32 protein-coding genes and 1 pseudogene are annotated in these 23,946 nt (G+C 57.1%); 16 read left to right on the top strand and 17 right to left on the bottom strand.

Annotation, left to right across the window (positions count from 1 at the left end; genetic code table 11):
• The first annotated feature begins 32 nt into the window (after positions 1–32).
• The 5 genes from NHF56_RS16575 to NHF56_RS16555 all read left to right on the top strand — a co-directional run bounded on the left by NHF56_RS16575 (position 33) and on the right by NHF56_RS16555 (position 2,869).
• Positions 33–218 carry a hypothetical protein gene (locus NHF56_RS16575; protein WP_252806573.1) on the top strand — a complete coding sequence of 62 codons (186 nt, stop codon included), beginning with the start codon at positions 33–35 and terminating at the stop codon, positions 216–218.
• Between the two features lie 9 nt (positions 219–227).
• Positions 228–422: a hypothetical protein gene (locus NHF56_RS16570; RefSeq protein WP_252806571.1), complete on the top strand. Its 195-nt coding sequence runs from the start codon at positions 228–230 to the stop codon at positions 420–422.
• A gap of 94 nt (positions 423–516) precedes the next feature.
• Positions 517–894, top strand: a complete 378-nt coding sequence (sdhD, locus tag NHF56_RS16565) for a succinate dehydrogenase, hydrophobic membrane anchor protein (protein WP_252806569.1) — start codon at positions 517–519, stop codon at positions 892–894.
• A gap of 54 nt (positions 895–948) precedes the next feature.
• Positions 949–2,268, top strand: coding sequence for an NAD(P)/FAD-dependent oxidoreductase (locus tag NHF56_RS16560; protein WP_252806567.1), 1,320 nt, complete (start codon positions 949–951; stop codon positions 2,266–2,268).
• Between the two features lie 40 nt (positions 2,269–2,308).
• Positions 2,309–2,869 (top strand): DUF4142 domain-containing protein, encoded by a 561-nt coding sequence (locus tag NHF56_RS16555; protein WP_252806565.1) that lies wholly within the window; start codon positions 2,309–2,311, stop codon positions 2,867–2,869.
• A gap of 32 nt (positions 2,870–2,901) precedes the next feature.
• Here NHF56_RS16555 and NHF56_RS16550 read toward each other — a convergent pair whose 3' ends face one another.
• The 5 genes from NHF56_RS16550 to NHF56_RS16530 all read right to left on the bottom strand — a co-directional run bounded on the left by NHF56_RS16550 (position 2,902) and on the right by NHF56_RS16530 (position 6,624).
• Positions 2,902–3,138 (bottom strand): DUF2188 domain-containing protein, encoded by a 237-nt coding sequence (locus NHF56_RS16550; RefSeq protein ID WP_252806563.1) that lies wholly within the window; start codon positions 3,136–3,138, stop codon positions 2,902–2,904.
• Positions 3,139–3,264: 126 nt separating this feature from the next.
• Positions 3,265–3,549: a hypothetical protein gene (locus NHF56_RS16545; RefSeq protein WP_252806561.1), complete on the bottom strand. Its 285-nt coding sequence runs from the start codon at positions 3,547–3,549 to the stop codon at positions 3,265–3,267.
• A gap of 360 nt (positions 3,550–3,909) precedes the next feature.
• The gene (locus NHF56_RS16540; protein WP_373456326.1) at positions 3,910–5,496 is read right to left on the bottom strand and encodes a sorbosone dehydrogenase family protein; all 1,587 of its coding nucleotides are present in this window, start codon (positions 5,494–5,496) and stop codon (positions 3,910–3,912) included.
• Positions 5,489–5,938, bottom strand: a complete 450-nt coding sequence (locus NHF56_RS16535; RefSeq protein ID WP_306431188.1) for a DUF2231 domain-containing protein — start codon at positions 5,936–5,938, stop codon at positions 5,489–5,491. The genes NHF56_RS16540 and NHF56_RS16535 overlap by 8 nt, the downstream gene beginning before the upstream one ends.
• Before the next feature lie 230 nt (positions 5,939–6,168).
• Complete coding sequence (locus NHF56_RS16530) at positions 6,169–6,624, bottom strand: YbhB/YbcL family Raf kinase inhibitor-like protein (RefSeq protein WP_252806557.1); 456 nt, start codon at positions 6,622–6,624, stop codon at positions 6,169–6,171.
• 157 nt (positions 6,625–6,781) lie between these two features.
• Here NHF56_RS16530 and NHF56_RS16525 point away from each other — a divergent pair, with 157 nt between their 5' ends.
• From NHF56_RS16525 to NHF56_RS16515, 3 genes are read left to right on the top strand one after another with little or no spacing between them, the layout of a single operon-like run.
• Complete coding sequence (locus NHF56_RS16525; protein WP_252806781.1) at positions 6,782–7,009, top strand: hypothetical protein; 228 nt, start codon at positions 6,782–6,784, stop codon at positions 7,007–7,009.
• A gap of 1 nt (position 7,010) precedes the next feature.
• Positions 7,011–7,328: a hypothetical protein gene (locus NHF56_RS16520; protein ID WP_252806555.1), complete on the top strand. Its 318-nt coding sequence runs from the start codon at positions 7,011–7,013 to the stop codon at positions 7,326–7,328.
• 1 nt (position 7,329) lies between these two features.
• Positions 7,330–8,400, top strand: coding sequence for a DNA topoisomerase IB (locus tag NHF56_RS16515; protein ID WP_252806552.1), 1,071 nt, complete (start codon positions 7,330–7,332; stop codon positions 8,398–8,400).
• Positions 8,401–8,430: 30 nt separating this feature from the next.
• Here the strand turns inward: NHF56_RS16515 and NHF56_RS16510 are convergent, their stop codons facing one another.
• Positions 8,431–8,601 carry a DUF1328 domain-containing protein gene (locus NHF56_RS16510; protein ID WP_252806550.1) on the bottom strand — a complete coding sequence of 57 codons (171 nt, stop codon included), beginning with the start codon at positions 8,599–8,601 and terminating at the stop codon, positions 8,431–8,433.
• A 258-nt stretch (positions 8,602–8,859) separates the two neighbouring features.
• Between NHF56_RS16510 and NHF56_RS16505 the strand changes: the two genes are divergently transcribed.
• The 3 genes from NHF56_RS16505 to NHF56_RS16495 all read left to right on the top strand — a co-directional run bounded on the left by NHF56_RS16505 (position 8,860) and on the right by NHF56_RS16495 (position 10,658).
• Positions 8,860–9,324, top strand: coding sequence for a YbhB/YbcL family Raf kinase inhibitor-like protein (locus NHF56_RS16505; RefSeq protein ID WP_252806548.1), 465 nt, complete (start codon positions 8,860–8,862; stop codon positions 9,322–9,324).
• A 65-nt stretch (positions 9,325–9,389) separates the two neighbouring features.
• Positions 9,390–10,325 (top strand): NADP-dependent oxidoreductase, encoded by a 936-nt coding sequence (locus tag NHF56_RS16500; RefSeq protein WP_252806546.1) that lies wholly within the window; start codon positions 9,390–9,392, stop codon positions 10,323–10,325.
• Between the two features lie 117 nt (positions 10,326–10,442).
• Entirely contained in the window at positions 10,443–10,658 is a 216-nt protein-coding gene (locus NHF56_RS16495; protein ID WP_252806544.1) for a hypothetical protein, read from the top strand.
• Between the two features lie 36 nt (positions 10,659–10,694).
• On the opposite strand, the gene NHF56_RS16490 is transcribed toward NHF56_RS16495, so the two are convergent.
• The 3 genes from NHF56_RS16490 to NHF56_RS16480 are packed head-to-tail and all read right to left on the bottom strand — an operon-like array spanning position 10,695 to position 12,095.
• Positions 10,695–10,973, bottom strand: coding sequence for a hypothetical protein (locus tag NHF56_RS16490; RefSeq protein WP_252806542.1), 279 nt, complete (start codon positions 10,971–10,973; stop codon positions 10,695–10,697).
• Between the two features lie 30 nt (positions 10,974–11,003).
• Complete coding sequence (locus NHF56_RS16485) at positions 11,004–11,783, bottom strand: SDR family NAD(P)-dependent oxidoreductase (RefSeq protein WP_252806540.1); 780 nt, start codon at positions 11,781–11,783, stop codon at positions 11,004–11,006.
• Between the two features lie 33 nt (positions 11,784–11,816).
• Positions 11,817–12,095, bottom strand: a complete 279-nt coding sequence (locus NHF56_RS16480) for a hypothetical protein (protein ID WP_252806538.1) — start codon at positions 12,093–12,095, stop codon at positions 11,817–11,819.
• Positions 12,096–12,281: 186 nt separating this feature from the next.
• On the opposite strand from NHF56_RS16480, the gene NHF56_RS16475 reads away from it, so the two are divergent.
• On the top strand, positions 12,282–12,455 hold the full coding sequence (locus NHF56_RS16475; protein ID WP_252806536.1) for a hypothetical protein: 174 nt from the start codon (positions 12,282–12,284) through the stop codon (positions 12,453–12,455).
• Positions 12,456–12,586: 131 nt separating this feature from the next.
• Complete coding sequence (locus tag NHF56_RS16470) at positions 12,587–13,561, top strand: SDR family oxidoreductase (RefSeq protein WP_252806534.1); 975 nt, start codon at positions 12,587–12,589, stop codon at positions 13,559–13,561.
• Positions 13,562–13,649: 88 nt separating this feature from the next.
• On the opposite strand, the gene NHF56_RS16465 is transcribed toward NHF56_RS16470, so the two are convergent.
• From NHF56_RS16465 to NHF56_RS16435, 7 genes and pseudogenes are all read right to left on the bottom strand, one after another.
• Positions 13,650–14,444 carry a TIGR04290 family methyltransferase gene (locus NHF56_RS16465; protein ID WP_256995420.1) on the bottom strand — a complete coding sequence of 265 codons (795 nt, stop codon included), beginning with the start codon at positions 14,442–14,444 and terminating at the stop codon, positions 13,650–13,652.
• A complete protein-coding gene (locus NHF56_RS16460) occupies positions 14,417–15,532 on the bottom strand; it encodes a glycosyltransferase (protein ID WP_252806532.1) in 1,116 nt (371 codons plus the stop codon). Before NHF56_RS16460 ends, NHF56_RS16465 begins: the two co-directional genes overlap by 28 nt.
• Entirely contained in the window at positions 15,532–16,620 is a 1,089-nt protein-coding gene (locus tag NHF56_RS16455; protein ID WP_252806530.1) for a glycosyltransferase, read from the bottom strand. Before NHF56_RS16455 ends, NHF56_RS16460 begins: the two co-directional genes overlap by 1 nt.
• Complete coding sequence (locus NHF56_RS16450) at positions 16,617–17,747, bottom strand: glycosyltransferase (protein ID WP_252806529.1); 1,131 nt, start codon at positions 17,745–17,747, stop codon at positions 16,617–16,619. The genes NHF56_RS16455 and NHF56_RS16450 overlap by 4 nt, the downstream gene beginning before the upstream one ends.
• Positions 17,748–17,749: 2 nt before the next feature.
• Positions 17,750–18,913 (bottom strand): glycosyltransferase family 4 protein, encoded by a 1,164-nt coding sequence (locus NHF56_RS16445; RefSeq protein WP_252806526.1) that lies wholly within the window; start codon positions 18,911–18,913, stop codon positions 17,750–17,752.
• Positions 18,910–20,022: pseudogene (locus NHF56_RS16440) on the bottom strand (NAD-dependent epimerase/dehydratase family protein); the annotation flags it as partial. The gene NHF56_RS16445 and the pseudogene NHF56_RS16440, both read right to left, overlap by 4 nt.
• A 17-nt stretch (positions 20,023–20,039) precedes the next feature.
• The gene (locus tag NHF56_RS16435; protein ID WP_252806524.1) at positions 20,040–21,182 is read right to left on the bottom strand and encodes an NAD(P)-dependent oxidoreductase; all 1,143 of its coding nucleotides are present in this window, start codon (positions 21,180–21,182) and stop codon (positions 20,040–20,042) included.
• A 128-nt stretch (positions 21,183–21,310) separates the two neighbouring features.
• On the opposite strand from NHF56_RS16435, the gene NHF56_RS16430 reads away from it, so the two are divergent.
• Positions 21,311–22,396, top strand: a complete 1,086-nt coding sequence (locus tag NHF56_RS16430) for a Gfo/Idh/MocA family protein (protein WP_252806522.1) — start codon at positions 21,311–21,313, stop codon at positions 22,394–22,396.
• Here the strand turns inward: NHF56_RS16430 and NHF56_RS16425 are convergent.
• The gene (locus NHF56_RS16425) at positions 22,375–22,809 is read right to left on the bottom strand and encodes a CBS domain-containing protein (protein WP_252806520.1); all 435 of its coding nucleotides are present in this window, start codon (positions 22,807–22,809) and stop codon (positions 22,375–22,377) included. The genes NHF56_RS16430 and NHF56_RS16425 overlap by 22 nt on opposite strands.
• Before the next feature lie 263 nt (positions 22,810–23,072).
• Between NHF56_RS16425 and NHF56_RS16420 the strand changes: the two genes are divergently transcribed.
• Complete coding sequence (locus tag NHF56_RS16420; RefSeq protein ID WP_252806518.1) at positions 23,073–23,585, top strand: superoxide dismutase family protein; 513 nt, start codon at positions 23,073–23,075, stop codon at positions 23,583–23,585.
• A gap of 37 nt (positions 23,586–23,622) precedes the next feature.
• Positions 23,623–23,922 carry a hypothetical protein gene (locus tag NHF56_RS16415; RefSeq protein WP_252806517.1) on the top strand — a complete coding sequence of 100 codons (300 nt, stop codon included), beginning with the start codon at positions 23,623–23,625 and terminating at the stop codon, positions 23,920–23,922.
• Positions 23,923–23,946: the final 24 nt, after the last annotated feature.

Raw genomic sequence — 23,946 nt, 5'->3', positions numbered from 1 at the left:
CTGAAGTGTGAAGAACTGGAAAGGGAAGAGAAATGAACAGCAGAACGCCGCCGGTCCCTGAGGAAAACCGCAGCCCGAAAGGAACGGGCGAACCTGCCCATGTGTCGAACGCCGAGACGGACAAGAAGACTGTGTCTCCAAAGGACCCGGACAAGACCGGTCAACAGGGCAACATCAACGTGAACACACACAATCAAGGCTATCAGCAGGATAGATGAGGAGGTGTTATGTCAACATCGAAAAAGACGCCGGCAAGCATCCGCCAGGGTGGACCAGGCGCATCGGAAGAAAACGCCAAGGCACCGCTCGAAATCCCGAAACCCCCACCCATTCCGGACTCAAAAGACCACAGCAGGGTCTCCGGCGGCGGCGGCGAGCGCGATTATCACCACACCCACGATCCCGAGAAGAAGGGCGGTTGAACAAGCGCTGCTGAACCAAACCCGCTGAATAGCAGCGTCCTGGAACATTTCGCACACCCCGTGGTTCAGGCGACTTGGCTAGGGGAGAAAATCGATGAAATCACCGCTTGGACGCGTCATGGGTCTTGGTTCCGCACGGGAAGGAACTGAAGACTTTTTTAAAGATCGGCTGCGTGCAGTCCTCCTGATGTTCTTGACGCCTTTCATGATTTTTCTGGGGGTCTGGCTTTTCGGGCGCTCGCGCGATGAGGTCGTGGGTGCGCTTTCCTCGCTCTGGATAGCGCCCGCGGTATTTGTCTTCATGGCGCTTGCCATACTGCACATGCGGCTCGGGATGCAGACGATCATTGAGGACTACGTCCATCACAAGGGAATGAAGGTTACTCTGCTTTTCCTGAACTGGGCGTTTTGCCTGGCGATCACGGCCTCGGTGTTTCTGTCGCTCATTCGTATCTTCTTTCAGCAAATTTAGGAAAAACGCGCATGGCGGAAAACGTCCTGTCGGTGGCGCAAGAAAACGCAATCCATGATGATATCCAAAACCGAAAACGAAGATTTTGGCGCTGGTGAAGGCGGCCTCTCCGGTGCGCTTTTGCAGCGACCGCGCCGCATCGTCATCGTGGGTGGCGGCTTTGGCGGCCTTGCCTGCGCATCGGCGCTCGGTGGGGCGAAAGTCAACGTGACGATGGTCGACCGCCGCAATCACAACCTGTTTCAGCCGCTTCTCTATCAGGTGGCAACCGCCATTCTTTCACCGGCAAGCATTTCCGAACCGCTGCGCCGAACGTTGGGCCGGCACAACAATATCCATGTCGTGATGGCCGAAGTGACAGGGATCGATACAGTGCGCAAAGCCGTTATCGCCGAAGACGGTGCGCCAATCGAATACGATACGCTGGTGATCGCCACAGGCTCGAAAGACAACTACTTCGGCAACGATACATGGCGCGAATTCGCCCCTGGCCTCAAGAGCAACCGCGATGCAAGGCTTATCCGCGAGCGCCTGCTGACACTGTTTGAACGGGCGGAGCTGGCCGAAAATCCAGAAGAGCGCCGTGCCTGCCTGACAAGCGTGATCATCGGCGGCGGACCGACGGGTGTCGAACTGGCGGGCGCGATTGCCGAACTCGGCAGATTTCTCATACCGCGCGACTTCAAAAATATATCAATTGACGAGCTGCGGATCGTTCTTCTGGAGGCAGCGCCTGGTATCCTGTCCGGCTTTGACAAATCCTTGTCGGATTATGCGCAGAAGACGCTGGAGAAAAAGGGCGTCGAAGTGCGTGTGAATACACCTGTCGAGGCAATCGAAGACGGCGGGGTGACGGCTGGAGGCGAGAGGTTCGAAACCTGCTGCACCATCTGGGGTGCCGGGGTGAAAGCCACGCCGGTGGCCGAATGGCTCGGCCTCGAGGCCGGCCGTGGCGGGCGTGTCCCCGTTGAAGGCGATCTCTCGGTGAAGGGACTGTCCGATATTTACATTGTGGGCGATGCTGCGCTGGCGCTGGATGAAAACGGCAAACCTTTTCCTGCATTGGCGCAGGTGGCCAAACAGCAGGGACGTTACCTCGGTAAAAAGCTCCGCGCCGAACGTCACAGCCGCAGCCGCAGTGATGAGCCTTTCCGCTTCAAAAACCGCGGCATTACGGCGGTCATTGGACGCAACGCGGCCATTTTCGAAGCGGGCCGGCTGAAGCTGACCGGGCGTACTGCATGGTTCCTCTGGGCAATCGTTCACGTTCTGCTGCTGGTCAATTTCGAAAAGCGGTTCCTGGTCAGCACACAGTGGATGTGGACGTTTTTCACCAAGCAACGAAATGCGCGCCTGATCGATGAGCGATCCTGAGAAACGCGAAGATTGAGGTTGGTAAATGACGGAGATTCCCATGAGAAAAGCATTGACGGTTTTATTTTCACTGGCCGCAGCGGCATCACCAATGGCGTCTGCTGCTCAGGAGATACCTCCAGCCCCCACGGTTACCATGGAGCCAACGCCGAGTGATCCTGCACCAAGAGAAGCGCCGAAACCAGCAGACTTTGCCGCCCGCGCTGCAGCCGACAACCTGTATTTCATCCGCTCGGCGCAAATGGCGCTTGAAATTTCGCATGAACGCAATGTGCGCGATATGGCGGAGACGTTTCTCCGGGAACATGAGAAGGCACAGAGAGAACTGGAAAATGCTGCAAGATCGCAAGGCATGACCTTGCAGCCGGAGCTTAATGAGGATCAGCTCGCAAAGCTTCAAGCGCTGCGCGCCGCCGACCCCGCCGAATTCGATGACGTTTATCGCTCGGGAGAAATGATCATTCTTCAATCTGCGCTGGAACGACTCTCGGTCTATGCCGATACCGGCGCAGGCGGCCCGCTGAAGGCCTATGCTGTTTCATTCTATCCGACGTTTCGCAGCCACTTTATCGTGCTGAGATCAAGCGCAAATTCGCAATAGTCAGCCGGTTTTCTTCACGCTTTGAATAGAGTTCAGGCTTCCACGTCGCTCTGCGGGCGGTCCCCGGCTGCCGAAAACTCATAGTGCCATTGACCATCTTCTGTCTGATAGTTGATCGTTGTGTCACTGCCTTCGAGACGTTGGCGCTCAGCAGCGGAACGGGCTGCCTCAAACGCGTCGTCATGGGTCGCGTAAGGCTCTGACCAGACGTCGTCCAGTCTGTAAGCCCATACTTCGTCATGACGCTCCACGTGATAGGTGATGTGCATGTCGTTGCCTTTCTTTCTGCTTCACCAGCCTCCCGGGCATCAACCCTGAGAGTTGTCGGCTTTGGAAAGAAAACGCTTGTCAACGGCAAATGTTCGACCACAGAGTTTGTGATTTTGCTGTAGCCTCTAGTGACGCAGCCCGCTGTCGTTCTGGTGGACTAGCGCCTCGAAAATCAGTGCAATATCGTCGGCCCGCGAATTCAGCTCGTAGTTTGCATAGCGCCCATTTTGATCACCTTCGATACTGATGAAAAGAAAGGGTATGGCGACCGCCTCAAGCTTTTCAACAACTTCGACGGTGATTTCCGGGTCTTCCTGCAGGTCTATCAAGCAGCCCAATGTCGTCTGCAGCGAGAGGTTGGCGTCATCCAGGCCGGACGGGGACACAGGGCCGATCAAGTCGATCTCCATGGCTTCCCATGCCTCCCATATATCCGTTTTCAACAGTTTTCGGCTGCTGATGATAACCACCTTGCTAGAGATCAAGACAAATCCACTTCGGTCGCGCCTTATCAACATCCAGCGGTTCGGCGCATTTATAATATCACTCGTATATGTGGATTACGGATCAGTATCCAAAGTGGATGACAATAATTTAACTTTTTTCGAGTGGCTCGCAGAAGATATTCTTCATTAAACCAAAGAGCTTAGGGCGGCAAGGCATGTTTACCTTTCAAACCCATGAGGGCCACTGTGCCGCAGCCGAAGTTGCCAAACGATCCTTATCCGCAAAACGCCGGAAGGCTTGTGCCTGCCTCCCGGCGAAAACGATTAGTCATTGCTCCTGGGCAGGACTGTCGGCGCTATTTCCGTTTGGGGCGGGTTGAGTGTTTCCCCACCCGCCGAAGAGCCTTCAACTGGTGCCTGATCCGTCATCCTTTCATCGGCGCTTGGCGATGGCTCTGACCTTTGGTCCGTCGTTGCAGCGTTGCCGTTTTGGGCACTCGGGCTTGCACCGTTGTCTGTCGCGTATTCCGCAGGCATCCGGTCTGTGCCGATCGGCTCTGATGTAACGGATCCGTCGGCGGCAGCCACTCTCCAGACTGTATTGCCGACATCGTCTGCCACCAGAAGTGCGCCGGTGCCGTCTATGCCCACCCCGACAGGTCGCCCATGCGCCTGATCACCCTCAATGAAGCCGGTCAAAACGTCTTGCGGCATGCCCGCGGGTTCGCCATTGACGAAGGGAATGTAGATAACCTTGTAGCCGGTGAAAACGCTGCGATTCCAACTGCCATGCTCGCCAACGAACGCGCCGCTCGCATATGTCTCCGGCAGGGCAGAGCCCTGGGAAAAGGTCATGCCAAGGGGTGCCACATGACTTGAAAGCGCATAGTCGGGCATAATGGCTTTATCGACCATGTCCGGCCTTTGCGGATGGACACGTTCATCCACATGGTTTCCATAGTAGCTCCACGGCCAACCATAAAACGCACCGTCCTGAACGGATGTCATGTAATCGGGAACCAGGTTGGGCCCCAGTTCATCCCGTTCATTGACCACGGTCCAGAGTTCGCCGCTCTCCGGATTGAAGGACAGGCCATTGGGATTGCGCAAACCCGATGCATAGACCCTGGCAGCGCCGGTGCGCCGATCGACCTGCCAGATGGCCGCACGGCCCTTTTCCGCCTCAAGGCCATTCTCGACGATATTGGAGTTGGAACCCACCGAGGCGTAAAGCGTCTCTCCGTCCGGGCTAAGCGCCAGATCCTTTGTCCAGTGGTGGTCGATGGGGCCCCCCGGCAGCGGCGTCAAAACCTCCGGCTCTGCAGCAATTTCGGTCTGTCCCAGTTCATAGGGATAAGCGAGAATTGCATCCGTTGCGGCCACATAAAGCGTGTCGTCGGCCCATGCGACGCCGAAAGGCGAGTTAAGGTCGGTCAAGAGATCGTAGCTTTCATCGACCGTGCCATCGCGATCGGTATCACGCAGCAGTGTAATGAGATTGCTCTTTTTCTGCTTGCCGCCACCACCATGCGCCATGGACATCAGCCAGCCGCGAACAAGATCTTTCGGGCGAGACACAGCTTCAAGACCAGGCCCCTTGGATTGGACCACCAGAACGTCTCCGTTTGGCAAGGTATGCACGGTGCGCGGATTGGCGAGATCCGTGGCATAGGCAGTGACCGTCAGCCCGTCCGGCACAGTGGGTTTCTGTTCGCCGCTCCAGCCGATCACTTCGGCGATTTTCATGCTGGGCAGCAAGGACGGGTCAGCTTCGGGCAACACGGGATCGGTGCCGATCTGTTTTGAGACATCAAAGCCGGAAGGGTCATCGCCGCAGCCGGAAAGGGCGAGCGTCGCGACACCAATGAGCATGTATTTTGCAGTGCTCTTGAGTGGATAGAGCTTAGTCATGATATGTCCTCCAACCGTGTGGACGCGTATAGGCCGCCGAGAAACAGACGGTGGCGACGACAAAGGCCACTGTGAGGAAAGATAAGATGATGCCGTCGGGAACAACGCCGGTCCAACCGTCTGCGGCATGCACGAGGCTATTGAACAGCGCCAGGACCAGCACCGCCAGATAGCCGAGTATTTCAAACAGCGTTGGCTGGACGCCATGCTCTTTCGGGCGCAGCAAATCTACAATGCCGGCCAGCAGGCCAAATGCGCCGAAAACAAGCCCGGCAAATAAAAGCCAGGAGGAAAAATGCTTCCACATCAGGTTTGCTGTTTGCCAATAAAGCGTGTCGCAAAAGAGTGTCAGGATAAAACCCACAAAAGGAAAAGGAACAAACAAATTGCGAAGCGGGTAATATCTTACCGAGTTAGCGCGATAATCGTCATGTAAAGCCATAACTTACGCCTCCATTCTTATCGAGAGATGGAGGCTGAACACCTGCTCTATCAATTTGTTCCAGAAGGTTTCTTCTCTTTCGATGGCGGGCTTCTTTGTCTCCATACTTGCCCGGTGTGCTACGCCGACACGTAGGCCGAGGGTGATACAGATGTCATCGACGTAGAGGGCTCCACATCGCGTTCAGACAGGATCGATGCCGGCGTTGCGATATTAGCGCATGCAATTGTCTAGGTTTTCTCGTAACGCCCCGTCAGCTCGCTGATCGCGAGGCTGTGAATGCAGGCCTGACGCCAGACATCGGATGCCTTCGTCCAGTCGCGAACGTCGAGCTCGGGAACATCAAGGGCGGCCAGGCGAAAGACGTAGCGATGGGGGCCGTGTTCCTTCGGCGGCTCTGGACCATCATAGCCCCGGTTTCCGAAATCGTTGGTGGCGAAGACCACACCTTTGCTTGAGGACAAGGCCGGCTCGTCGATGGCAAGGCGGTCGGCCGGGATGTTGTAAATGACACAATGAACGAACGGGGATTTGCTGGCATCGGGATCTTCCACCTGAAGAGCAAAGCTCTGGGTTCCCTCTGGCACATCGTCCCACTGAAGCGGTGGCACCGCGTTCTCTCCGAACCTGGTAAATTTGTCCGGGATCTGATGACCGTCGCGGAATGCAGCGCTGTTAATCTTCATGACAGCCTCCCTTTCAGGCAGCGTTTCAAAATGTGTGATGTGTCAGAGCCGAACCGACTGGGCCTGTAGATGTTCCAGACATGCGTTCGGCCGTCTGGAACATTTGAAAGGGCTGGGGGTTCAAATCCTGTTGGAAAAACAGGAGGAAACCATGGCCATCAAGAGCCCCAAACCGGGAAAAGCCGGAACGACTGAACAATCACCACGCTGGGAAGGTCCTGAGGAAAACCGTCCGCGCGGCTACATGCCGGCGAAAGATGATCCGGATATCGACCGCGACGCTGTCGGCGAAAACCTGCAGGACCCGCGGAAAGAGAATGTCTCCGACGCGATGAAAACGAAGGATGACCAAGACACGTCCAAATCCCGCAAGGAGCGCGACTGACATGCAGATTTACCGCCTGGTACCGACCGCGCCTTATGATGATCCGAACTGGGAGCTTTCAGCCAAGCAGGGCGAAATCACCGTGCGTGCTAAAAGCACCGGTGACGCAAGACAGGTCGCTGTTGAAGCGGAACACGATTTTCTGGGCAGTGATGCACTCCCGGGTGAGGGTGTTTCCACCACAGGTGCCTCTGCCTTCCGCAACGAAAAGCTCTTCACGGTCATTGTAGATGAGAGTGGAGAGTTTCCTCAAGATGGCCCCCGCGAGGTGCTGCGCGGTGCCGTCTATAAAGACGTTATCCTGCCAGACCGCCGTTGACATGGGTCCCACACGCCGGGCGGGCGATGAAAACAACAACGCGGACATCGAAAAGGAAATCAGACGCTCAGGTCTGGTCTATGTCTCCGATCATGAGCCGGGCATCTTGAGAGAACGAAGAGGCCGCGGATTTTCCTATCGCTACCCCGATGGATCGCTTGTGCGTGATGAAGAGGTCAAGGCCAGGATCAAGGCGCTGGGAATCCCGCCCGCCCATGAACGCGTCTGGATTTGCATGAATCCGCAGGGCCACCTTCAGGCCACAGGTTTCGACGCGCGCGGCCGAAAGCAATATCGATATCACCCGGAATGGCAGAAACTTCGTTCGGAACAGAAGTTTGACCGCCTGATTGCATTTGCCGAGATGTTGCCGCGGATACGCAGGGTGGCGAGACGGGACGCCGAAGATATTTCCGAGATCCGAAACGCCGTGTTGGGCACACTTGTCCTTCTTCTGGATGCCGCGCATTTGAGGGCCGGGAGCTGGGAGTATCTGGACGACAACGGAACCTATGGTGCAACGACGCTGATGAAGCGCCATGTCTCTTTCGGAAATTCGCTGAAGATACGATTTCGGGGCAAAGGGAACCGTATCCTCCAACGCAGCCTGCATGCGCCAAAGCTGCAAAAGACACTTGAAAGGATTGCAGACCTGCCGGGGCGCGAGCTTTTCAGTTGGCGTGATAATGACGGCAACCTGCACAAGGTGGACTCCGGTCTCTTGAACCAATATCTCGATGATATTTGCGAGGGCACCGGAAGCGTTTCCGCCAAGGTCTTCCGCACCTGGGGTGGAACGCTCGCCGCCTTTCAGCAAGCCGCGACTGCGATACGGCGCGGCGAGTCCCCATCCATCAAAAGTCTGTGCGAGGCGGCGGCAGAAGAATTGTGCAACACCGCTTCGATCTGCCGTTCGAGCTATGTTCATCCCTCGGTGATCGCAACGGCGGTGGATGACAAAGCCGCCAAGCAACTGGAAGATATTTTGAACCATCCGCCCAAACCCGTCACCGGGATGAGCAGAATGGAACAAAGGCTACTCGTTTATCTTCGCGGAGACGATGCCGTGTAAGGTAGCGATGACGTCCGTTTGCCGGCACTATTAGGCAACGCCGGCACCAAAGATTGCGAGTGCGAGGAATACAAGGAAAATAACGACCGCGATGGCAAATAGCACTTTTGCAATGGTCGCTGTGGCTGCCGAGACGCCTGAGAATCCAAAGAAACCCGCGATCAGCGAGATGATCAAGAATATAATCGCCCATTTCAGCATTGGCTGTGTCCTCCGTTTTTCATTCTGAGCCGAGGGCCGGCACGTGGGCCATGCGTGCAGGTCGCTGCACGGGTCATGGGTGCAGGTCGCTGCACGTCGGCCCAACCCCATCTTCTGGTGAATGTTCCTGAAACCGGCAAATTCGGCAGCAATAATGGTCTATGATCAAGAAAGTGCGCGTCAGGTTGCGCGCGCGGGAACCATCCCCGACCAATTCAGTTAGGTCTCCTAGTCCTTGGAACGGCACAGGAGATGGAAATGTCCATGACGTTGATGAGCCCGGCCTTTGCAGACGGTGAGCCAATTCCGGAAAAATACAGCCGCTTGGGAGAAAACCTCATGCCTCCGCTGAAATGGGCCGGAGCGCCTGACAGGACCCGCAGTTTCGTCTTGACTGTGGAAGATCCCGATGCGCCAAGCGGCACATTTCATCATTGCGGTGTGTTTAACCTGTCGGGCGATTGTCGAAAACTCGCCGAGAGCGCCGACACGCAGCCGGAATCCGGATTGCGCTTCTCCGAAAACGATTTCGGCAACACGCGCTACGACGGACCGGAGCCGCCAAAAGGGCATGGCCAACACCGTTACCGTTTCCGTCTGCAGGCGCTTGATGTGCCGAGCATTCCTCTTCCCGGTGCAGCCGGCGTCAAGACGCTTACGGATGAGGCGCAAAAGCACGCTTTGGCTGAGGCCACACTGACGGGAACCTTTGAGGTGACGTGACCGAGGTTGTCTTTGCCAGCGCAAGGGCAAGTTGCCCAGATAAAAACAACCAATGGAGATAAGACATGGCTAGCATGAAGGCTGTCCGTATTCATCATTTCGGCGACGAGGGCGCTCTCAACTATGAAGATGTTAGTGTGCCTGAACCCGGCCGCAATCAGATTCTGGTCAAGGTTCTTGCCGCCGGGGTCAATCCTGTCGATTGGAAAATGCGCAAGGGCGGTTATCCGAGTGTGGACGAAGCCGATCTTCCGATCACGCTGGGCCGCGACGTGTGTGGCAGGGTTGCCGCTGTTGGGTCCGATGTGGAAAATTGTTCTGAAGGGGAAAGGATTATCGCCTTTATCGGTGAAGGACGCGGTGCCTACGAGGAATACGCGCTCGTCGAGGCAAACGAGTTCGCCCATATGCCCCGCTTTGCAACGACCAATGAGGCGGCCGCACTTCCCCTGGCCGGCATTACGGCATGGCAGGGATTATTTGATCACGGCAACTTGCAGGCAGGTCAGCGTGTGCTGATCCAGGGCGGTTCGGGTGGTGTGGGGCATATCGCCATCCAGCTGGCCAAGGCCAAGGGTGCGTGGGTTGCCACGACCGTATCCGGCTCGGACATCGAGCTGGCAGAAATGCTCGGCGCAGATCAGGCGATCAATTACCATGAAGAGAGTATCGAAGAGGCGCTCGAGCCGGTGGACATGGTTCTCGATCTCATCGGAGGCGAGACACAAGAGCAGTCCTTCGCCGTTGTGAAGAGCGGCGGCATTCTGGTTTCGACGGTCCAGGAGCCGAGCGAAGCCCTTGCAAATCTGAACGGCGTTCGCGTCGCCTGGTTCAAGGCCGAACCGAACGGCAGGCAGCTCGCGGACATCGTCAAACTGGTGGAAGACGAGAAGGTCAAGATCGTCCTCAATCGCATCTTTCCGCTGTCGGAAGCTGCAGAGGCTCAACGCGTGCTGGAGCACGAACACAGCCGCGGGAAAATCGTGCTGGAGCTTCTTTGACAGGATTGCCAAATCCGAGAGAGTGCTGATGCAGATCGGTATGGAAACCTTTCTGATCGACCGTCTCGGGTTGACAGTAGCCGACCTGCGTTCAGAGCAGACAAACAGGAGTTCATCATGGCCAACGAAGAAAGATTTCAGATGCTCGCCGAGGAATATGTCCGCCTGGGCGGCGGTCGTCTTTCCAAGATCGACGACAACGTCGTGACCTCGCGCAATTGGGAAAAGGATTCCCCGGAAGCAAAACGCTTCTGGGATGCGCATATCGAGGTGCTGAACGACGAGGACAAAAAAGAGGTCATCCACTTCCTGCCGGACATCAACGAGACCTGACGGCAGGAAGGGAAGCGATATGCATCGGCGGGGTACTCAATCTGCCGGGTCGTGTTCGCGATCAATGAACTTGTTGAAGCGGCTCAAGCGTCCATCTTCCAGATGCTCCTGATAGAGGAATTTCAAGTTGTTGTCCTCAAAAACCTCAAAGAATTCCGTCCAGTTGATCTCTTCCAGATCGTCGTCCGGCGTGCCGAAATCGATGCGCAATATGCCACCCGGTCCCTCCGTGCGTACGATGGAGGGGCGGCCTTCACGCGCCTCCACCCATTCTTTTATGGTTTCATGATCGGTTGTCATTTTGGAATGTGTCATGATGGTATTCCCTTTCACGATCTGCAGATTTCACCGCAGCAGGCTTTGCCCGCCGTCGACCCAGATGGGCGACCCGGTAATGTGTGCGGCCTTGGAGGAAGCCAGAAATGCTACGGTATTTGCCACGTCCTCGGCTTTGCCTGGCTTGTCGCCGGTCAGTGGTATCTCTCCCTCCGGCCACTCGACCGGTATTGCCGTTTCCTGCGGGTTTATAACCTCGGTATTATCGTCGATTTTGGTCTCGATCTTGCCTGGGCAGACGGCGTTGATCCGTATCCCATGTTTTCCAAGTTCGAGCGCCAGTTGTTTGACCATGGCCACCTCAGCAGCTTTCGTTGCGACATAGGCGGTTGCCCCGGGCGAGGTGAAGGTGCGCGTGCCGTTGATGGATGCGATAACGATGATCGAACCCTTCTTTGCCGATTTCATGTGGGGCGTCACCGTGTGGATGGTGAGATATGTTCCCTTGAGATTGACCGCGATCGTCTTGTCCCAATCCGCTGGGGTCAGCTCGTCAATCGGTGCCCACTTTCCATTGATGCCGGCATTTGCCACCACCACATCCAAGCGCCCATAGGTGTCTACCATCTTGGCGACGGCGCGCTTCATCTCATCTTCGTGTGTGACGTCAGCCAGCAGCTCTTCGGCCTGGCCACCGCTTGCACGAATTGCCTCGGCCGTCTGCCGGTTTTCTTCTTCCGTGTGGCCGAGAACACCGACCACATAGCCATCGCCAGCAAGGACTAAAGCAGAGGCTTTGCCAATGCCGGATCCGGCACCGGTGACAAGTGCAACAGGCTTTTCGGCCATTACCTTCTCCTTGAATTTGAAAATTCGTTTTGCCTATTCGGCGTCGTCGCGCAGATCACCCCAATCGTCATCCCATTCAGCGCCTTCTTCCAGCTGAACAAGAATGGGCTGGCCGGCTTCCCTTCTATTTGAAGCAAGCCTGATGGCCTCGGGCACGGGAATCTCTTCGGTCGGATAATGGGGTGTGCTGTCTTCACCTTCGCTTTTGAAGCGCACGAAGGCTCGGGTGAGGCCATCTTCCGTGACGATCCGGATGATGACGGAATCCGGCGTTGCCAGATCCTCGCGATATTTCATCAACTCTGCAGACATATCAATTGTTTCTTCGCCTCTCAGAACCGCACGGGCCACGGTTGGCCGGTGTGCGGGTGGGGTTGGAATGTAAGCACGGGCAAAACCAGACTGGGCGTCAGATGTTCCCGTAGGGTCACCACTTTGCCGGCGGAACAGGAGCGGGTTTGAATTGTTAAGCTGCACAAAGAAAGGAAGGATGAACTCATGATGTCGATTTTGATGTGGCTTTTCGTGGCCGGTATCGGCCCGGTCCTGCTGGGCCTGGCGATTTTTTACGGAATGATGCGTTCGCGCAGACTGACCCCATCGGAGCGCCGTTCGCGGCGGCATGCCGTCGAGGCGATGTACAACGACGAAAGCGATGAGCATCGCCTTTGATAATCGGTGAGCGGGCGCAAGACGGGCGTTGCCGGAAGCGGGAACCTTTCTCCGCAGCCGCGGTTTGATCGTTGGTTCAATGCCCGCCGGAATGGCGCGCATCCGCATAATCACAAAATGGGAGAAACACCATGGCCGAGCACAATCGGAAACGGCAGACCGAAGACACGGTCGAACGCCAACGCGATATTCAGCAGGAGATTGGAGAAAGGGATCATCAGCATTCTGGTGGCAAGGGTGGGGCCATGCAGGCCGGTGCACGCCTCTACCCGATCCCACCGTTACCCAAACAGCACCAGAAGAAGCCGGGTTCGGAGGCCGATCTTGATCCCGAACCCATGTATGATGCGCCTTTTTACAAAGGCTCGGAAAAGCTCAAGGACAAGGTAGCAATCGTCACTGGCGGTGATTCCGGAATTGGTCGGTCTGTGGCCATTCTTTTTGCCCGCGAAGGTGCGGATGTGGTCGTCTCCTATCTCGCCGAAGATGAGGATGCGAAGGAGACCCTGCGCATGGTCGAGCGTGAGGGCAGGCGATGCATGCTGAGCCGCGGCAATATTCAGGACCCTGACTATTGCAAAGCGCTTGTTTCAAAGACGGTGGCGAATTTTGGCCATCTCGACATTCTCGTCAACAATGCCGGCTTCCAGGTGCACAGCAAGACGATCGAAGACCTGTCGTTCGAGCATTTCGACGAAACGATCAAGACCAACCTTTATGGTCTCTTCAACCTGACCAAGGCTGCGGTGCCGCATATGGAGCAGGGTTCATCCATCATCAACACGGGTTCGGTCGTTGGGCTGCGCGGCAGCCCCGGCCTTCTGGACTACGGCATTACCAAGGGTGGCATTCACGCCTTTACCAAGTCGCTGGCCGCCAACCTGATTTCGCGTGGTATCCGCGTGAACGCCGTTGCGCCCGGACCTGTCTGGACGCCGCTTAATCCTTCCGATCGCGACGCCGACGAGATCGCGCAATTCGGCGGGTCTGTTCCCATGAAGCGTCCGGCCCAGCCGGAGGAGATTGCGCCCGCCTATGTCTTCCTGGCGTCGCCGCATTGCTCGAGCTATATCACTGGTGAGGTATTGCCGGTCGTGGGCGGTTAAGTCCGTTCCACATGTTTTATCGTCCGCCGCATCAAAGCGGCGGATGACCTCTGTTGGCAAGCGAGGGCCAGAAATTCTTAGCCGCGTGTCAGGTGCAAAGCGGCGGCGGCTCTGCGGCAAAGTGGCGTTCGCCTCTGCTGCAGAGATAGACTTCCTCTTCGGGATTGGCTTCGATCTTGAAACCGGCGCTGCGCAACATGGCTTCGACAGCCGCCTTGTTCGGTATGAACCAGTTGGTGGGGTCGTCCGCGTAGCGGTGTTCAACAAAATGCAGCTTGGGATAATCCGGACGGTGGAAGACATTTTCTTCCGAAAACGGATCATTTTCTTCAATCCCACCGACATCGGCGCTGCCGCGTTGCATGGATTGGAAAAGCAGGTGTTTTCCGACCACCGTTTCATAAAGCAGATCGAGTGCCAGAAGCGGATGGCGCAGGTGGTACAAGACGCCCATGAAGATGACGAGATCGAACTTTTCGTCGAACTGGCGCAGGTCGTATGTGGACATTTGCCGGAATTCGATATCGGCACCGCACTGTTCTGCGGCAAAACGGGCCTGAGCCAGATAGCGGGCATCGGTATCGATACCAACCACGCGTCCGGCATTGCGCCGTTTCATTTCCAGAGCGTAAAAGCCGGCATTGCAGCCGATGTCGAGAACGCTGCAGCCTTCGAGATCTCGTGGAATGACATCTTCAAAAGCCTGCCATTTGTTGCGCGGGTAGTCGCCCAGGAAATGGTCTGGCGCTGTCTCCACGCCCTGAATTGTCATATTGTGAAACCAGGGGCCGAGCGCATTGATTTGTTCTTTCAAGTCTTTGCTCGACATTTCGGAAACCTGATCTTGCGTCGTCGTCAGCCTGGAAGCTTGCGAAGCAGCCATGAATTTGCTCCTTCCTCTTCTGTGTTCAGTTCATCTTCAATTGCATGGACGAAGTGTTCAGCGCGCGCAGCGCCGGTGTGGCCACCCATCACAATGCGGTGGGCCGCGGTTGAAAGAGCCTTCCTTTCCTCATCGTTCATCGCCGTCAGCGCGTTGATCACCTGTTGTGAATCCTCGGCGATAACGATGGCTCGATCCTCAGGCAGGAAGTCGTTCAGACCCTCCCAGTCATCGCTGATAATCGGTGTCTTGCAGGCCGCCGCCTCAAACAGGCGCACGCTGGGCGAGAAGCCGGCGCGCACCATATCACGGCGTGTTATGTTCAACGTAAAGCGCTGGCGGCTATAGAAAGATGCATGTTCGTTTGGCGGTACATGCTCGATGCGCTCGATATTGGCGGGCAGGTCCAGACCGTCGGGATACTGCGCGCCGGCAATCACGAAACGCATCTCAGGCAATTGCCGGGCAGGCTCGACCAGAAGTTTTTCAAGCATCGGCTGTCTGTCGTCGCTGTAGGTGCCGAGATAGCCGAGATCCCAGCGCAACGGCTCATTTGTGTTGCAGTAAAGTTCAGGGTCGACCGAGCAATAAAGCGGTACGGCTTTTCGCGCGCCGAGTTCTTTCAACCGCGTCAGATTTTTGCCGCCTGAAAAGGTAAAGTATATGTCGAACACCTGGAGCTGCCCGGCTGTGATATACTCACTGTCCCCCTTGTCGAGTCTGCCGAGCGTCACCGGCGTGTCAATGTCGTAGAAGCACAAGACATTGGGCCGCAAGGCGGCAACTGCGGCTATGACTGCCACACCATCCGGCACATAGGAACCGATAATCACGGCATCTGCGCTGCGAAGCAGCCGTGCATGGCTGCGAATGAGCTCTTCGACCTCGTCATAGGTGATCAGCTTGCAGAAATCCGGATTCGGCATATCCCTGTTTTGCACAAACCAGGGCTGGTTTCTTTCCAGGAAAATACACTCGTGTCCCAGCGCATTGAGCCCCTTGATGAGAGCCCGAAAAGTTGTGGCATGACCATTTCCCCAGGCAGAAGACAGGGACAATCCGAGAAAAATATATTTGCGGCGTTCCATTATGCAGCCCCCCTGAGGGCATGTATCTGCGAGCGAAGAAGATCATCAACGATGGCGGCGCGCTCGGCATAGGTGTGATCGCGCAAGACCCGGGCGAGTGCTGCCTGGCCGATCCTTTCCGCCTCTTCGCCGGTCAGGCCGCGCATGATCTCGGCAACCTCCTGACCGTCGCGCGCGACAAGCACCTCCTTGCCAGGTTCCAGAAACTGTTCAATGCCTTCCCAATAGTCCGTAATCAGGCAGGCCCCGGCACCGGCGGCTTCAAAGACACGGGTGGCAGGCGAGAAGCCGTTGGTCGCCATGCTGGAACGGGAGATATTCAAGACCGCTTTTGCCGAGGTGTTGAAAGCGTTGTGATCCGATGTCGGAACATGGCCGATGTAGCGGACATTGGCACGCATCGGCTTGTCCTCCCAACCTGACCCTCCAAGTAGAAAATCGTGCATGGGCAAGGCGGCTGCAGGCTCGAGGAAAAAGCTCTCGACCCGCGCTTCGCGGTCCGGCAGCCGGTTACCAAGAAAGGCCATGTCAGCCTTGAAGCGACGCTGTTTGGGAACCGGATGATGGGTGTCGGGATCAAGCGCGTTATAGATCGGACGGCAGGATTTTGCGCCGAGCGCCTCGTACTGCCGGACCACGGGATCGCCGCCGCCATAGGTCAGCACGAGGTCGATATCGGCCAGAGCATGGCGCAGAGGATGATCGGGCGTCTGCTGCAGTTCGGAGAGCGTGGCCGGCGCATCGACATCCCAGAATATCGTGAGCGCATCGGCATGGGTACTATCCAAGACGGACTGCAGGAGAATGTCATCTTCATAGCCCACGCCACTTGCCTTGATAACGATATCGGCGGAGGCGGCAAGAGCCGCGGCCTTTTTGAGACCTTCGATGCTCGCCTCATATATCATGACGCGGCACCATTCAGGCGGGTCGATATCGCGATGCGACTGACGGTCAAATGCATCGGGCTCATAAAAGGTAATCTCATAGCCTCTTGCGCTGAGCGCTTTCAGCATGCCGCGATAATAAGTCGCCGCACCGTTCCAATAGGCCGACAACAGGCTTGATCCGTAAAAAGCAATTTTCATTGCGCTGCCTCCTTGCGTAATTTGGGCTGTGCTGATGATCCAGTCCTCATCTGATCGACGATATCGAGAAGCTCGCCGACCCGGTGCGTGCAGGTGTGCCTGTCGCGGATGGTTTCGAGGCCGGCTGAAGCGAGGTCTTCGGCCAAATCGGGCTCATGAAGAATGCGGTCCAACTGCGCCTTCATTTCGCTGCCGTTTTCGGCGTGAAGATAATCGCGGCCTGATCTGAAAAGACCTTCCGCGTCGTTCCAGGGAGCGCATACCAGCGGAATGCCGCAGGCCAATGCCTCGAAAACGCGGATCGTGGGGATACCGGGCAGCGCCCTGACATAGGGACGGCGCGGAATGTGCACGGTTGCCCTGTGCTGGGCGAAAACGGCCGGGACATTGTAATTGGCAAGCCAGCCTTCGAAATCGAGACCGGCCTTCATGATCTCCGCCCGCGCAGCATCGGGATAGCGCACACCGTGGACGGTGCCGCTGAGACCAAGTTCGCGGGCGGGCGAAATCAGAAAGGTATTCAGCTCCGCGCTGCGCTCATCATCGCCCCAATTGCCGATCCAGACCAGATCCTTGTCTTTGGAAATGTCGGGCTGCGGCTTGAAAAGCGCGGTGTCGGCCGCCTCGTGCCAGGTGAACACCGGCTTCTCCCATCCCATCGCGCGATAGCGCTGGCGAAGCGTTTCCCCAAAAGCCAATATGCCGTCATAGTGGGATAGATCCAGTTCGGCGATCTCGCTTCCCGCAGAAATGGCACGGTGGTGCGTGTCGTGGAAAAGCAGCGTGAAATCGGCACCGCTCTTGCGGTACTCGCCAAGCATTTTGACAAGGGCCGGATCATTCCATTCGTGAACAATCACCACGTCCGCCTCTTCCAGCAACGCATGGTGATCGGCGTCTTCTCCATAAATGCCGGATTTCAGGTCGGGGAAATTCCGGTGGAAGTCCGCGGCTGCCTGGGGGCCATGCTGCGCAATCAGATTGTCGCGGCTCCAGTTCTCATGTGCCTCCAGGGCGACGGCACTGTGGCCTGCCGTTTCCAGCTCGCGCATCACACCGCGCAAGAAGTGTGCATTGCCGTGGTTCCAGTCGGAAACCAGGGAGTGTGTGTAGAATACAAATTGCATTGTCAGGAAAGCCTCCGGTCTTGTCGGGTATCGGTCAGCAATTGCCGGTAGAGATCGGACGTCGCATCGGCTTGCGCATCCGGACTGAAAAGGCGGCTTCGTTCGATGGCGCCTTGGCCAAGCTTGTTGCGCAGTCCGGCATCGGCTACCAGCAGATTGATAACGGAGGAAAAGGCGTCCGGGTCCTGCGGATTGGCAAAGCAGGCCGCTCCATCCCATAGCTCCCGATAGGTCGGTATATCGGCCAAGACGAGGGCTGCGCCGCAGCGGGCCGCTTCCAGCGCGACCAGCCCGAAAGGCTCATAGAGCGATGGCGAGACCACAATGGCCGCCTGCTGCATCAGTTTGAGCGCTTCACGATGGGGGATCGCGCCCTTGGAGCGCGCATTCTTGAAGGTGGTCGTTTCACCGCCCGGTCCCTCCGTCGCACCGGCGGCAACGAGCGGCCACTGGATGGCGCTTGCTGCGGCATCCAGAGTTTCACCATTCTTTGCTTCGTCCCACCATCTTGCCGCTGCGAAAACAAAGTTTTCCTTTTCCGTTGACGCCAGAAGAGGCGGCGCAGAATTGTGAATGATGCGAAGATTGGCGATATCACCATAACAATCCAGCAACATGGCTGCATGGCTGGCGCTTGGTGAGATCACGCCGTTGGCGCAATCAAAGCCCTTTCGTTGCAGACGCTTCTGCCAGGCCATCTCCGGGGGCAGATTGCCGTCGCGCATGGCGTCAAACCAGGTTGGCAGGCAGGAGTGTGATGCTGCAACAATCGGGATCGCCACATCAATGTCGCAGGCCTGGGACGGGCTGTTGAGGTGCAGAATGTCGGCGTGGCACTCTGTCGCCAGTTGTGCAATGCAATGTGGCACATTGCGCAGATCATCTTCGCAATTTGCCATCCAGTCCAGCGGTTCATCGATCATATGCAGGCTGCCGATGCTTTCTGCCTCCGAAGCCTGTCCCTGCGAGGGGCGGGGGCCAAGGGATGCGAAGATTATTTCGTAGCCTCTGCTGCGAAGGCTGCGGGCCAGATCCATGGAGTAGCGCCAGACCCCGCCGACACAATCCAGCGTCATGAGAAGCTTCGCGGTGTCTTGGGATGGGGGAGAGGCAAAGCGATCAGGTGGAGCGGTCAGCGCGCTGAAATCGCGGTTGTGGCTCGTCATCCCGTGGCTCTCCCGGTGTCATGCGAAACGAAGCCCGAGCGGTTTTCAGAGAGCCAGTCGGCCAGCCCGCGAATGCCGTCTTTCCATGAGGTTTCCGGTGCCCAGCCAATCAGCTGCTGAAGCCGGCTCGTGTCGGCAACAAAATAGAGCTGATCGCCGTCGCGCCAGTCGCCATAGGAAATGTCGGCCTGAAGTCCGGTCAGGTTTTCAAGTTCGGCCAGGAGGAGGTTGAGGCTGACCGCATTTTGCGGACCTCCGCCGAGATTGAAGGCACAGCCGCTCAAGGTGTCGATCGAGCCCAAGGTGCGCTTGTAGGCCCCCACGGCGTCGTTGACTTCGAGAATATCGCGTACCTGTTTGCCGTCGCCATAGATGGTAATGGGTTCGCCACGCAGAAGCTGCAGGAGAAAATGGGCGACCCAGCCCTGGTCCTCGGTGCCGAACTGTCTGGCGCCATAAATGCAACTCATGCGCAGCACGCAGGCCGGTAAGCCATAAGATCGTGCGTAGTCCAGCACATATTGATCGGCAGCACCTTTGGAGCAGCCATAAGGCGTGTGGAAATCAAGCGGCCTGTCTTCTGATATGCCGTGGGCTCGGATCGTCTCGTTTTGCGGCCGATACTCTTCGCCGATTGCGCTCACCTTCACATCCTGAAGCTGACCGTAGACCTTGTTGGTGCTCGCGAAAATGATGGGGATCCTGTTTCCCGTGGTACGGATCGCCTCCAGCACATTCAGCGTGCCGTTTGCGTTAATACTGAAATCCTCGACCGGATCGGCCAGGCTGGTTGTCACCGCGGTCTGAGCGGCGAGGTGAAAAACGGCCTTGGCCTCATTGAAGGCGGGCTTTATGACCGGCAGGTTGCGGATGTCGGCAACATAGGGATGAACTTTCTTGCCGTGCCGTTTCACCAGCCAGTCGAGATTTTCCTGCACGCCCGCTCGACTCAAATTGTCCAGGATGATCACATCCTCGCCGTCTGCGAGGAAGCTGTCGGCGAGATTGGAACCGATAAACCCACTGCCGCCGGTGATCACAATCGGTTTGACGCCTTTGCGGATTGCCGGTGATGCCGGCTGGCCCAATTCGGAAAGTCTGGTCTGGCCATTTACGGGTGCGTCGATCATGAAACCAGCCCCCTCGCTTCCAGTTCCTGGCGCATCTGGGGGGCCTTGTCGACGACCGCTGAGGTCTTGACCCAGGTCGTGAAGTCCTTAAGCGAATTTTCAAGCAGGTGCCGGGGCCGGAAACCGAGCAGGGATTGCGCCTTTGAAATATCAGCGAAGCAATGGCGGATATCGCCCTTGCGCGCCTTGTTCAGGATTTCGGGCGCTCTCTCCGGCATCCCCATTTCCTGGGCAAGCAGTCTGGCCACATCGGCGATGGCATAGGCTTGGCCGCTGCCGATGTTGAACACCTCGCCGGAAACGTCGGGGCGCTCCAGAGCCAGACGAAACGCCATCGCCACGTCTTTGACATGGACAAAGTCGCGCTTTTGATGCCCGTCTTCGAAGATCATCGGCGTTTCGCCGGTCGCAAGGCGCGATGCGAAATTCACCAGCACGCCCGTATAGGGATTGGAAAGCGCCTGACCGGCCCCAAAGACGTTAAACAGTCGCAGTGCAACGGTTTCCACGCCATAGGCTTCGCCGAAAATCAGAACCTGCTTTTCCTGCATATATTTCGTCAACGCATAGATGGAGGCAAGCTCAACCTGCTTTTCCTCGTCGGTGGGCAGCGGTTTGAGCGGTTCTCCGTTGGGTGCGCGGATGTCCCAGTTGCCGGCCTCGAGCGTTTTCGGATTGCGCCGGGCTTGACCATAGCGACGGCCCTCGTCGTCTTCGTAAAGGCCTTCGCCGTAAACGCTCATGGAGGAGGCGACGACAACCCTTTTGACGGGATTTTCGATGAGGGCTTCAAGGAGGACGGCAGTGCCAAGGTCGTTCGCACCGACATAGCGGGCGATTTCATACATTGACTGTCCGACCCCCACCTCGGCGGCCAGATGAATAACGGCATCGACCCCGTCCAGCGCTTTTTGCACGCTTTTGCTGTCGCGGATGTCTGCGTGGATCAATTCGGTGCCGGGAACGATGTTGATCGGTTCACCGCCGTGGACCTGATCCACGAGAGAGTCGATGATGCGGACCTTGTATCCGTTTTCTGCCAGCTCGCGGGAAACATGACGTCCGATAAAACCGGACCCGCCGGTAACAAGAACTCTTTGCACGATATCACCTGTTTTAATGGTTGTGGATTCGCCCATCGAACCGCAGCCTTCTAAAAAGGTTCCAGAGCTTCTTGTCTGCGGTGACCTTCTTGCCTCTGCCGCGACTTAGGCAGCCTCTTCAGGAACAAAGCCCCGCGCTTTCTGTTTGGTGCGCCGAAACAGACATGAAGGGAGATGCCGGCGTGGCCGAAAATCTGGAAATTGTCCGCACATCGAATGTCGAGGAGCGTGCTGGTCTTGATCGCCGTCCAAGGATCGGCTTTCTCGGTGCCGGCTGGATCGGGAGGAACCGCCTTGAGGCGATTGCGAAAAGCGGGCTTGCTGAAATCGCGGCCATTGCGGACACGAATAGCGATGCACTCGACGCATTGGGCAAAGTGGTGCCGGATTTCCGCCCCTGTCTTGATGAGGACACTTTGCTGGCATGCGGGCTCGACGGCGTGGTGATCGCAACGCCGACCGGATTGCATGCCGCGCAGGCAGAGCGGTTTCTCAAAAACGGTGTTGCGGTTTTTTGCCAGAAGCCGCTTGCCCGCGATGCGCAACAGACACGCCGGGTCGTCGACATTGCACGCCAGTCTGACCGCCTGCTGGACGTGGATTTCTCTTATCGTCAGACGTCGGGACTGCAGGCAATCAAAAGAGCCATAGCAGCGGGCGAGGTGGGGGATGTATTTGCCGTGGACCTTGCCTTTCACAATGCCTATGGCCCGGACAAAGCCTGGTACCGGGATAAGGCGCTGTCAGGCGGCGGGTGTGTGGCAGATCTGGGGGTGCATCTCGTTGATGCCGTGCTGTGGTGCCTCGACTTCCCCGAAATTGCCTCGGTGAAAGGCCAACTGTTCCGCGTGGGTCAAGCTCTCACATCCTTGAATGAAATCGAAGATTTTGCCGTGGCCGATATCAGGCTTAAGGGCGGTACGGTGATCAGGTTGAGCTGTTCCTGGAACGCGCATGCGGGCAAAGATGCAGAAATATCCGCGCATTTCTGGGGTCGGAACAGCAGCTACGCCTGGCGCAATGTCGAAGGTTCCTTCTTCGACTTCGTCACCCGCAGATTGCACGGAACCGGTACCGAACTGCTGCATGCCGGTGAAGAGGAATGGGGCGGGCGAGCCGCCGTCAACTGGGTGCGTGACCTCGCCCGCTCCAGACATTTCAACCCCGCAGCGGAAAAGGTCGTACGGGTTGCCGAGGTTTTGGACGGCATTTATGGGCGCGCGCCCGCTCAGGCTCTGGCTTGTGTGTGAGAGCCTCCGGGGCGAACGACACCGCTGAAGCCGGTGCCTGTCGAAAGCTTGTCGGCATGAACGGTATCGGCGAGCGAAACAATGCCGCAAAGGCGTTTGTCGTCGTCAACGACGGCCAGCCGGCGAACCTGGATGTCGCCCATATTGACGGCCACGTCATCGACCTCGTCCGTCTCGAAGCAATATTTCACATCGGTGGTCATGACGTCTCGCACCTTGCTGTCGCCATCAAGGCCACTGGCCACGCCACGGGTCACGATATCGCGGTCGGTAATCATGCCGACGAGCTCATCGTTTTCTCCCACGGGCAGAAAGCCGATATCGTGTTCCTGCATGCGTCGGGCGACGTCACGGATCGTATCATCGGGACTTGCGAGCTCGACATCGCTTGTCATCACTTGCGAGATTTGCATCGGTTTATCTCCTGTATTGGCTAGATTGGGTGAAGCCGGAGCAAATCGGAACGTGGGTCCCGTGCCTTTGGCGGGCTTGCTGCTGGCCTCTTCACGCCAGCCATATCGAGGCTGGTTCGCCGTCAAACCGAGCGAATTTCCAATTGTTCCCGCCCGAAACCCGGAAGTTTCATTCCAAGATGACTTGTGCAGGCGCGAACAAATGAACCCCTGAGGCGTTTCGGGGAGGAAAACTCGGACCAACCAGAAAGAGAGGACGAGACATGTTTAGACTCATTGCAATCGCTGGAACACTGGCAGCAAGCACAGCAATGGCCGCTGAGGGCGACCAGGTGCGCGGAGAAATCCAGGGAGACGGCATCAGCGGAACCGTTGAAATGACGGAAACGGCCTCCGGCCTGATCCTCGCTGACGTGATGGTGCAAGGACTGAGCGAAGGCGAACATGGAATTCACATTCACGAGACCGGAAAATGTGATGCTTCCGAACAGTTCAAGACCGCGGGCGGTCATGTCGCCGGTGACATGAAACACGGTGTCAAAAGCGAAGGCGGTCCGCATCCGGGCGATTTGCCCAATCTGCATGTCCCGGCAGATGGTTCTATCCATGTCTCCTATTTCGTGGACGGCTTAACGCTCGGAGAAGGCGGTGACATGTCTTTGATTGATGATGACGGTGCAGCACTCATTATCCATTCGGGGGCGGATGATTATGAAACCCAGCCGTCTGGCGATTCCGGTGATCGCGTGGCCTGTGCTGTGCTCAGTTCCTCATAAGTTCTACCGGCTTCCAACGATAAGAAAGGAACGTCTCATGACAGAGCGAACAGACGAAAAGAATATTACGGAAAACGGACCGGCTGAAACGGCGCATGAGCGGCAGAAGGGCCGTCCGGATGCCGGTGATGTCAGCAACCCGAAGGAAGTATGGAAAGATTCCGAAACAACCCCGTCGCGACAATATAGCGGCGGTCGATCAGGCGGCGGCGAGCGCGTTGCCGACGCCGGTGATATAGGTTCGGGGTCGCCATCACCTTACACGACCGAGACCCAGGCGGATGAGGTTGGCGGACAAAACCGCACGACAACCGGCAGCGAAGAGCGCAAGAACTGACAACGGGAGAGGGCGCGCACGCTA

It is taken from the genome of Rhizobium sp. L1K21, assembly GCF_024055895.1.
In the GTDB taxonomy this organism is placed as follows: domain Bacteria; phylum Pseudomonadota; class Alphaproteobacteria; order Rhizobiales; family Rhizobiaceae; genus Ensifer_A.
Note: the sequence above shows the minus strand (reverse complement) of the source record. Positions and strands in the feature narration are given on the sequence as shown.

What these genes read in the sequence shown, in the direction of transcription:
- NHF56_RS16575 (WP_252806573.1), top strand. Translation starts at nt 33, where the DNA reads ATGAACAGCAGAACGCCGCCGGTCCCTGAGGAAAACCGCAGCCCGAAA.
- NHF56_RS16570 (WP_252806571.1), top strand. Translation starts at nt 228, where the DNA reads ATGTCAACATCGAAAAAGACGCCGGCAAGCATCCGCCAGGGTGGACCA.
- sdhD (WP_252806569.1), top strand. Translation starts at nt 517, where the DNA reads ATGAAATCACCGCTTGGACGCGTCATGGGTCTTGGTTCCGCACGGGAA.
- NHF56_RS16560 (WP_252806567.1), top strand. Translation starts at nt 949, where the DNA reads ATGATGATATCCAAAACCGAAAACGAAGATTTTGGCGCTGGTGAAGGC.
- NHF56_RS16555 (WP_252806565.1), top strand. Translation starts at nt 2,309, where the DNA reads ATGAGAAAAGCATTGACGGTTTTATTTTCACTGGCCGCAGCGGCATCA.
- NHF56_RS16550 (WP_252806563.1), bottom strand. Translation starts at nt 3,138, where the DNA reads ATGCACATCACCTATCACGTGGAGCGTCATGACGAAGTATGGGCTTAC.
- NHF56_RS16545 (WP_252806561.1), bottom strand. Translation starts at nt 3,549, where the DNA reads ATGGAGATCGACTTGATCGGCCCTGTGTCCCCGTCCGGCCTGGATGAC.
- NHF56_RS16540 (WP_373456326.1), bottom strand. Translation starts at nt 5,496, where the DNA reads ATGACTAAGCTCTATCCACTCAAGAGCACTGCAAAATACATGCTCATT.
- NHF56_RS16535 (WP_306431188.1), bottom strand. Translation starts at nt 5,938, where the DNA reads ATGGCTTTACATGACGATTATCGCGCTAACTCGGTAAGATATTACCCG.
- NHF56_RS16530 (WP_252806557.1), bottom strand. Translation starts at nt 6,624, where the DNA reads ATGAAGATTAACAGCGCTGCATTCCGCGACGGTCATCAGATCCCGGAC.
- NHF56_RS16520 (WP_252806555.1), top strand. Translation starts at nt 7,011, where the DNA reads ATGCAGATTTACCGCCTGGTACCGACCGCGCCTTATGATGATCCGAAC.
- NHF56_RS16515 (WP_252806552.1), top strand. Translation starts at nt 7,330, where the DNA reads ATGGGTCCCACACGCCGGGCGGGCGATGAAAACAACAACGCGGACATC.
- NHF56_RS16510 (WP_252806550.1), bottom strand. Translation starts at nt 8,601, where the DNA reads ATGCTGAAATGGGCGATTATATTCTTGATCATCTCGCTGATCGCGGGT.
- NHF56_RS16505 (WP_252806548.1), top strand. Translation starts at nt 8,860, where the DNA reads ATGTCCATGACGTTGATGAGCCCGGCCTTTGCAGACGGTGAGCCAATT.
- NHF56_RS16500 (WP_252806546.1), top strand. Translation starts at nt 9,390, where the DNA reads ATGGCTAGCATGAAGGCTGTCCGTATTCATCATTTCGGCGACGAGGGC.
- NHF56_RS16495 (WP_252806544.1), top strand. Translation starts at nt 10,443, where the DNA reads ATGGCCAACGAAGAAAGATTTCAGATGCTCGCCGAGGAATATGTCCGC.
- NHF56_RS16490 (WP_252806542.1), bottom strand. Translation starts at nt 10,973, where the DNA reads ATGACACATTCCAAAATGACAACCGATCATGAAACCATAAAAGAATGG.
- NHF56_RS16485 (WP_252806540.1), bottom strand. Translation starts at nt 11,783, where the DNA reads ATGGCCGAAAAGCCTGTTGCACTTGTCACCGGTGCCGGATCCGGCATT.
- NHF56_RS16480 (WP_252806538.1), bottom strand. Translation starts at nt 12,095, where the DNA reads ATGTCTGCAGAGTTGATGAAATATCGCGAGGATCTGGCAACGCCGGAT.
- NHF56_RS16475 (WP_252806536.1), top strand. Translation starts at nt 12,282, where the DNA reads ATGATGTCGATTTTGATGTGGCTTTTCGTGGCCGGTATCGGCCCGGTC.
- NHF56_RS16470 (WP_252806534.1), top strand. Translation starts at nt 12,587, where the DNA reads ATGGCCGAGCACAATCGGAAACGGCAGACCGAAGACACGGTCGAACGC.
- NHF56_RS16465 (WP_256995420.1), bottom strand. Translation starts at nt 14,444, where the DNA reads ATGGCTGCTTCGCAAGCTTCCAGGCTGACGACGACGCAAGATCAGGTT.
- NHF56_RS16460 (WP_252806532.1), bottom strand. Translation starts at nt 15,532, where the DNA reads ATGGAACGCCGCAAATATATTTTTCTCGGATTGTCCCTGTCTTCTGCC.
- NHF56_RS16455 (WP_252806530.1), bottom strand. Translation starts at nt 16,620, where the DNA reads ATGAAAATTGCTTTTTACGGATCAAGCCTGTTGTCGGCCTATTGGAAC.
- NHF56_RS16450 (WP_252806529.1), bottom strand. Translation starts at nt 17,747, where the DNA reads ATGCAATTTGTATTCTACACACACTCCCTGGTTTCCGACTGGAACCAC.
- NHF56_RS16445 (WP_252806526.1), bottom strand. Translation starts at nt 18,913, where the DNA reads ATGACGAGCCACAACCGCGATTTCAGCGCGCTGACCGCTCCACCTGAT.
- NHF56_RS16435 (WP_252806524.1), bottom strand. Translation starts at nt 21,182, where the DNA reads ATGGGCGAATCCACAACCATTAAAACAGGTGATATCGTGCAAAGAGTT.
- NHF56_RS16430 (WP_252806522.1), top strand. Translation starts at nt 21,311, where the DNA reads ATGAAGGGAGATGCCGGCGTGGCCGAAAATCTGGAAATTGTCCGCACA.
- NHF56_RS16425 (WP_252806520.1), bottom strand. Translation starts at nt 22,809, where the DNA reads ATGCAAATCTCGCAAGTGATGACAAGCGATGTCGAGCTCGCAAGTCCC.
- NHF56_RS16420 (WP_252806518.1), top strand. Translation starts at nt 23,073, where the DNA reads ATGTTTAGACTCATTGCAATCGCTGGAACACTGGCAGCAAGCACAGCA.
- NHF56_RS16415 (WP_252806517.1), top strand. Translation starts at nt 23,623, where the DNA reads ATGACAGAGCGAACAGACGAAAAGAATATTACGGAAAACGGACCGGCT.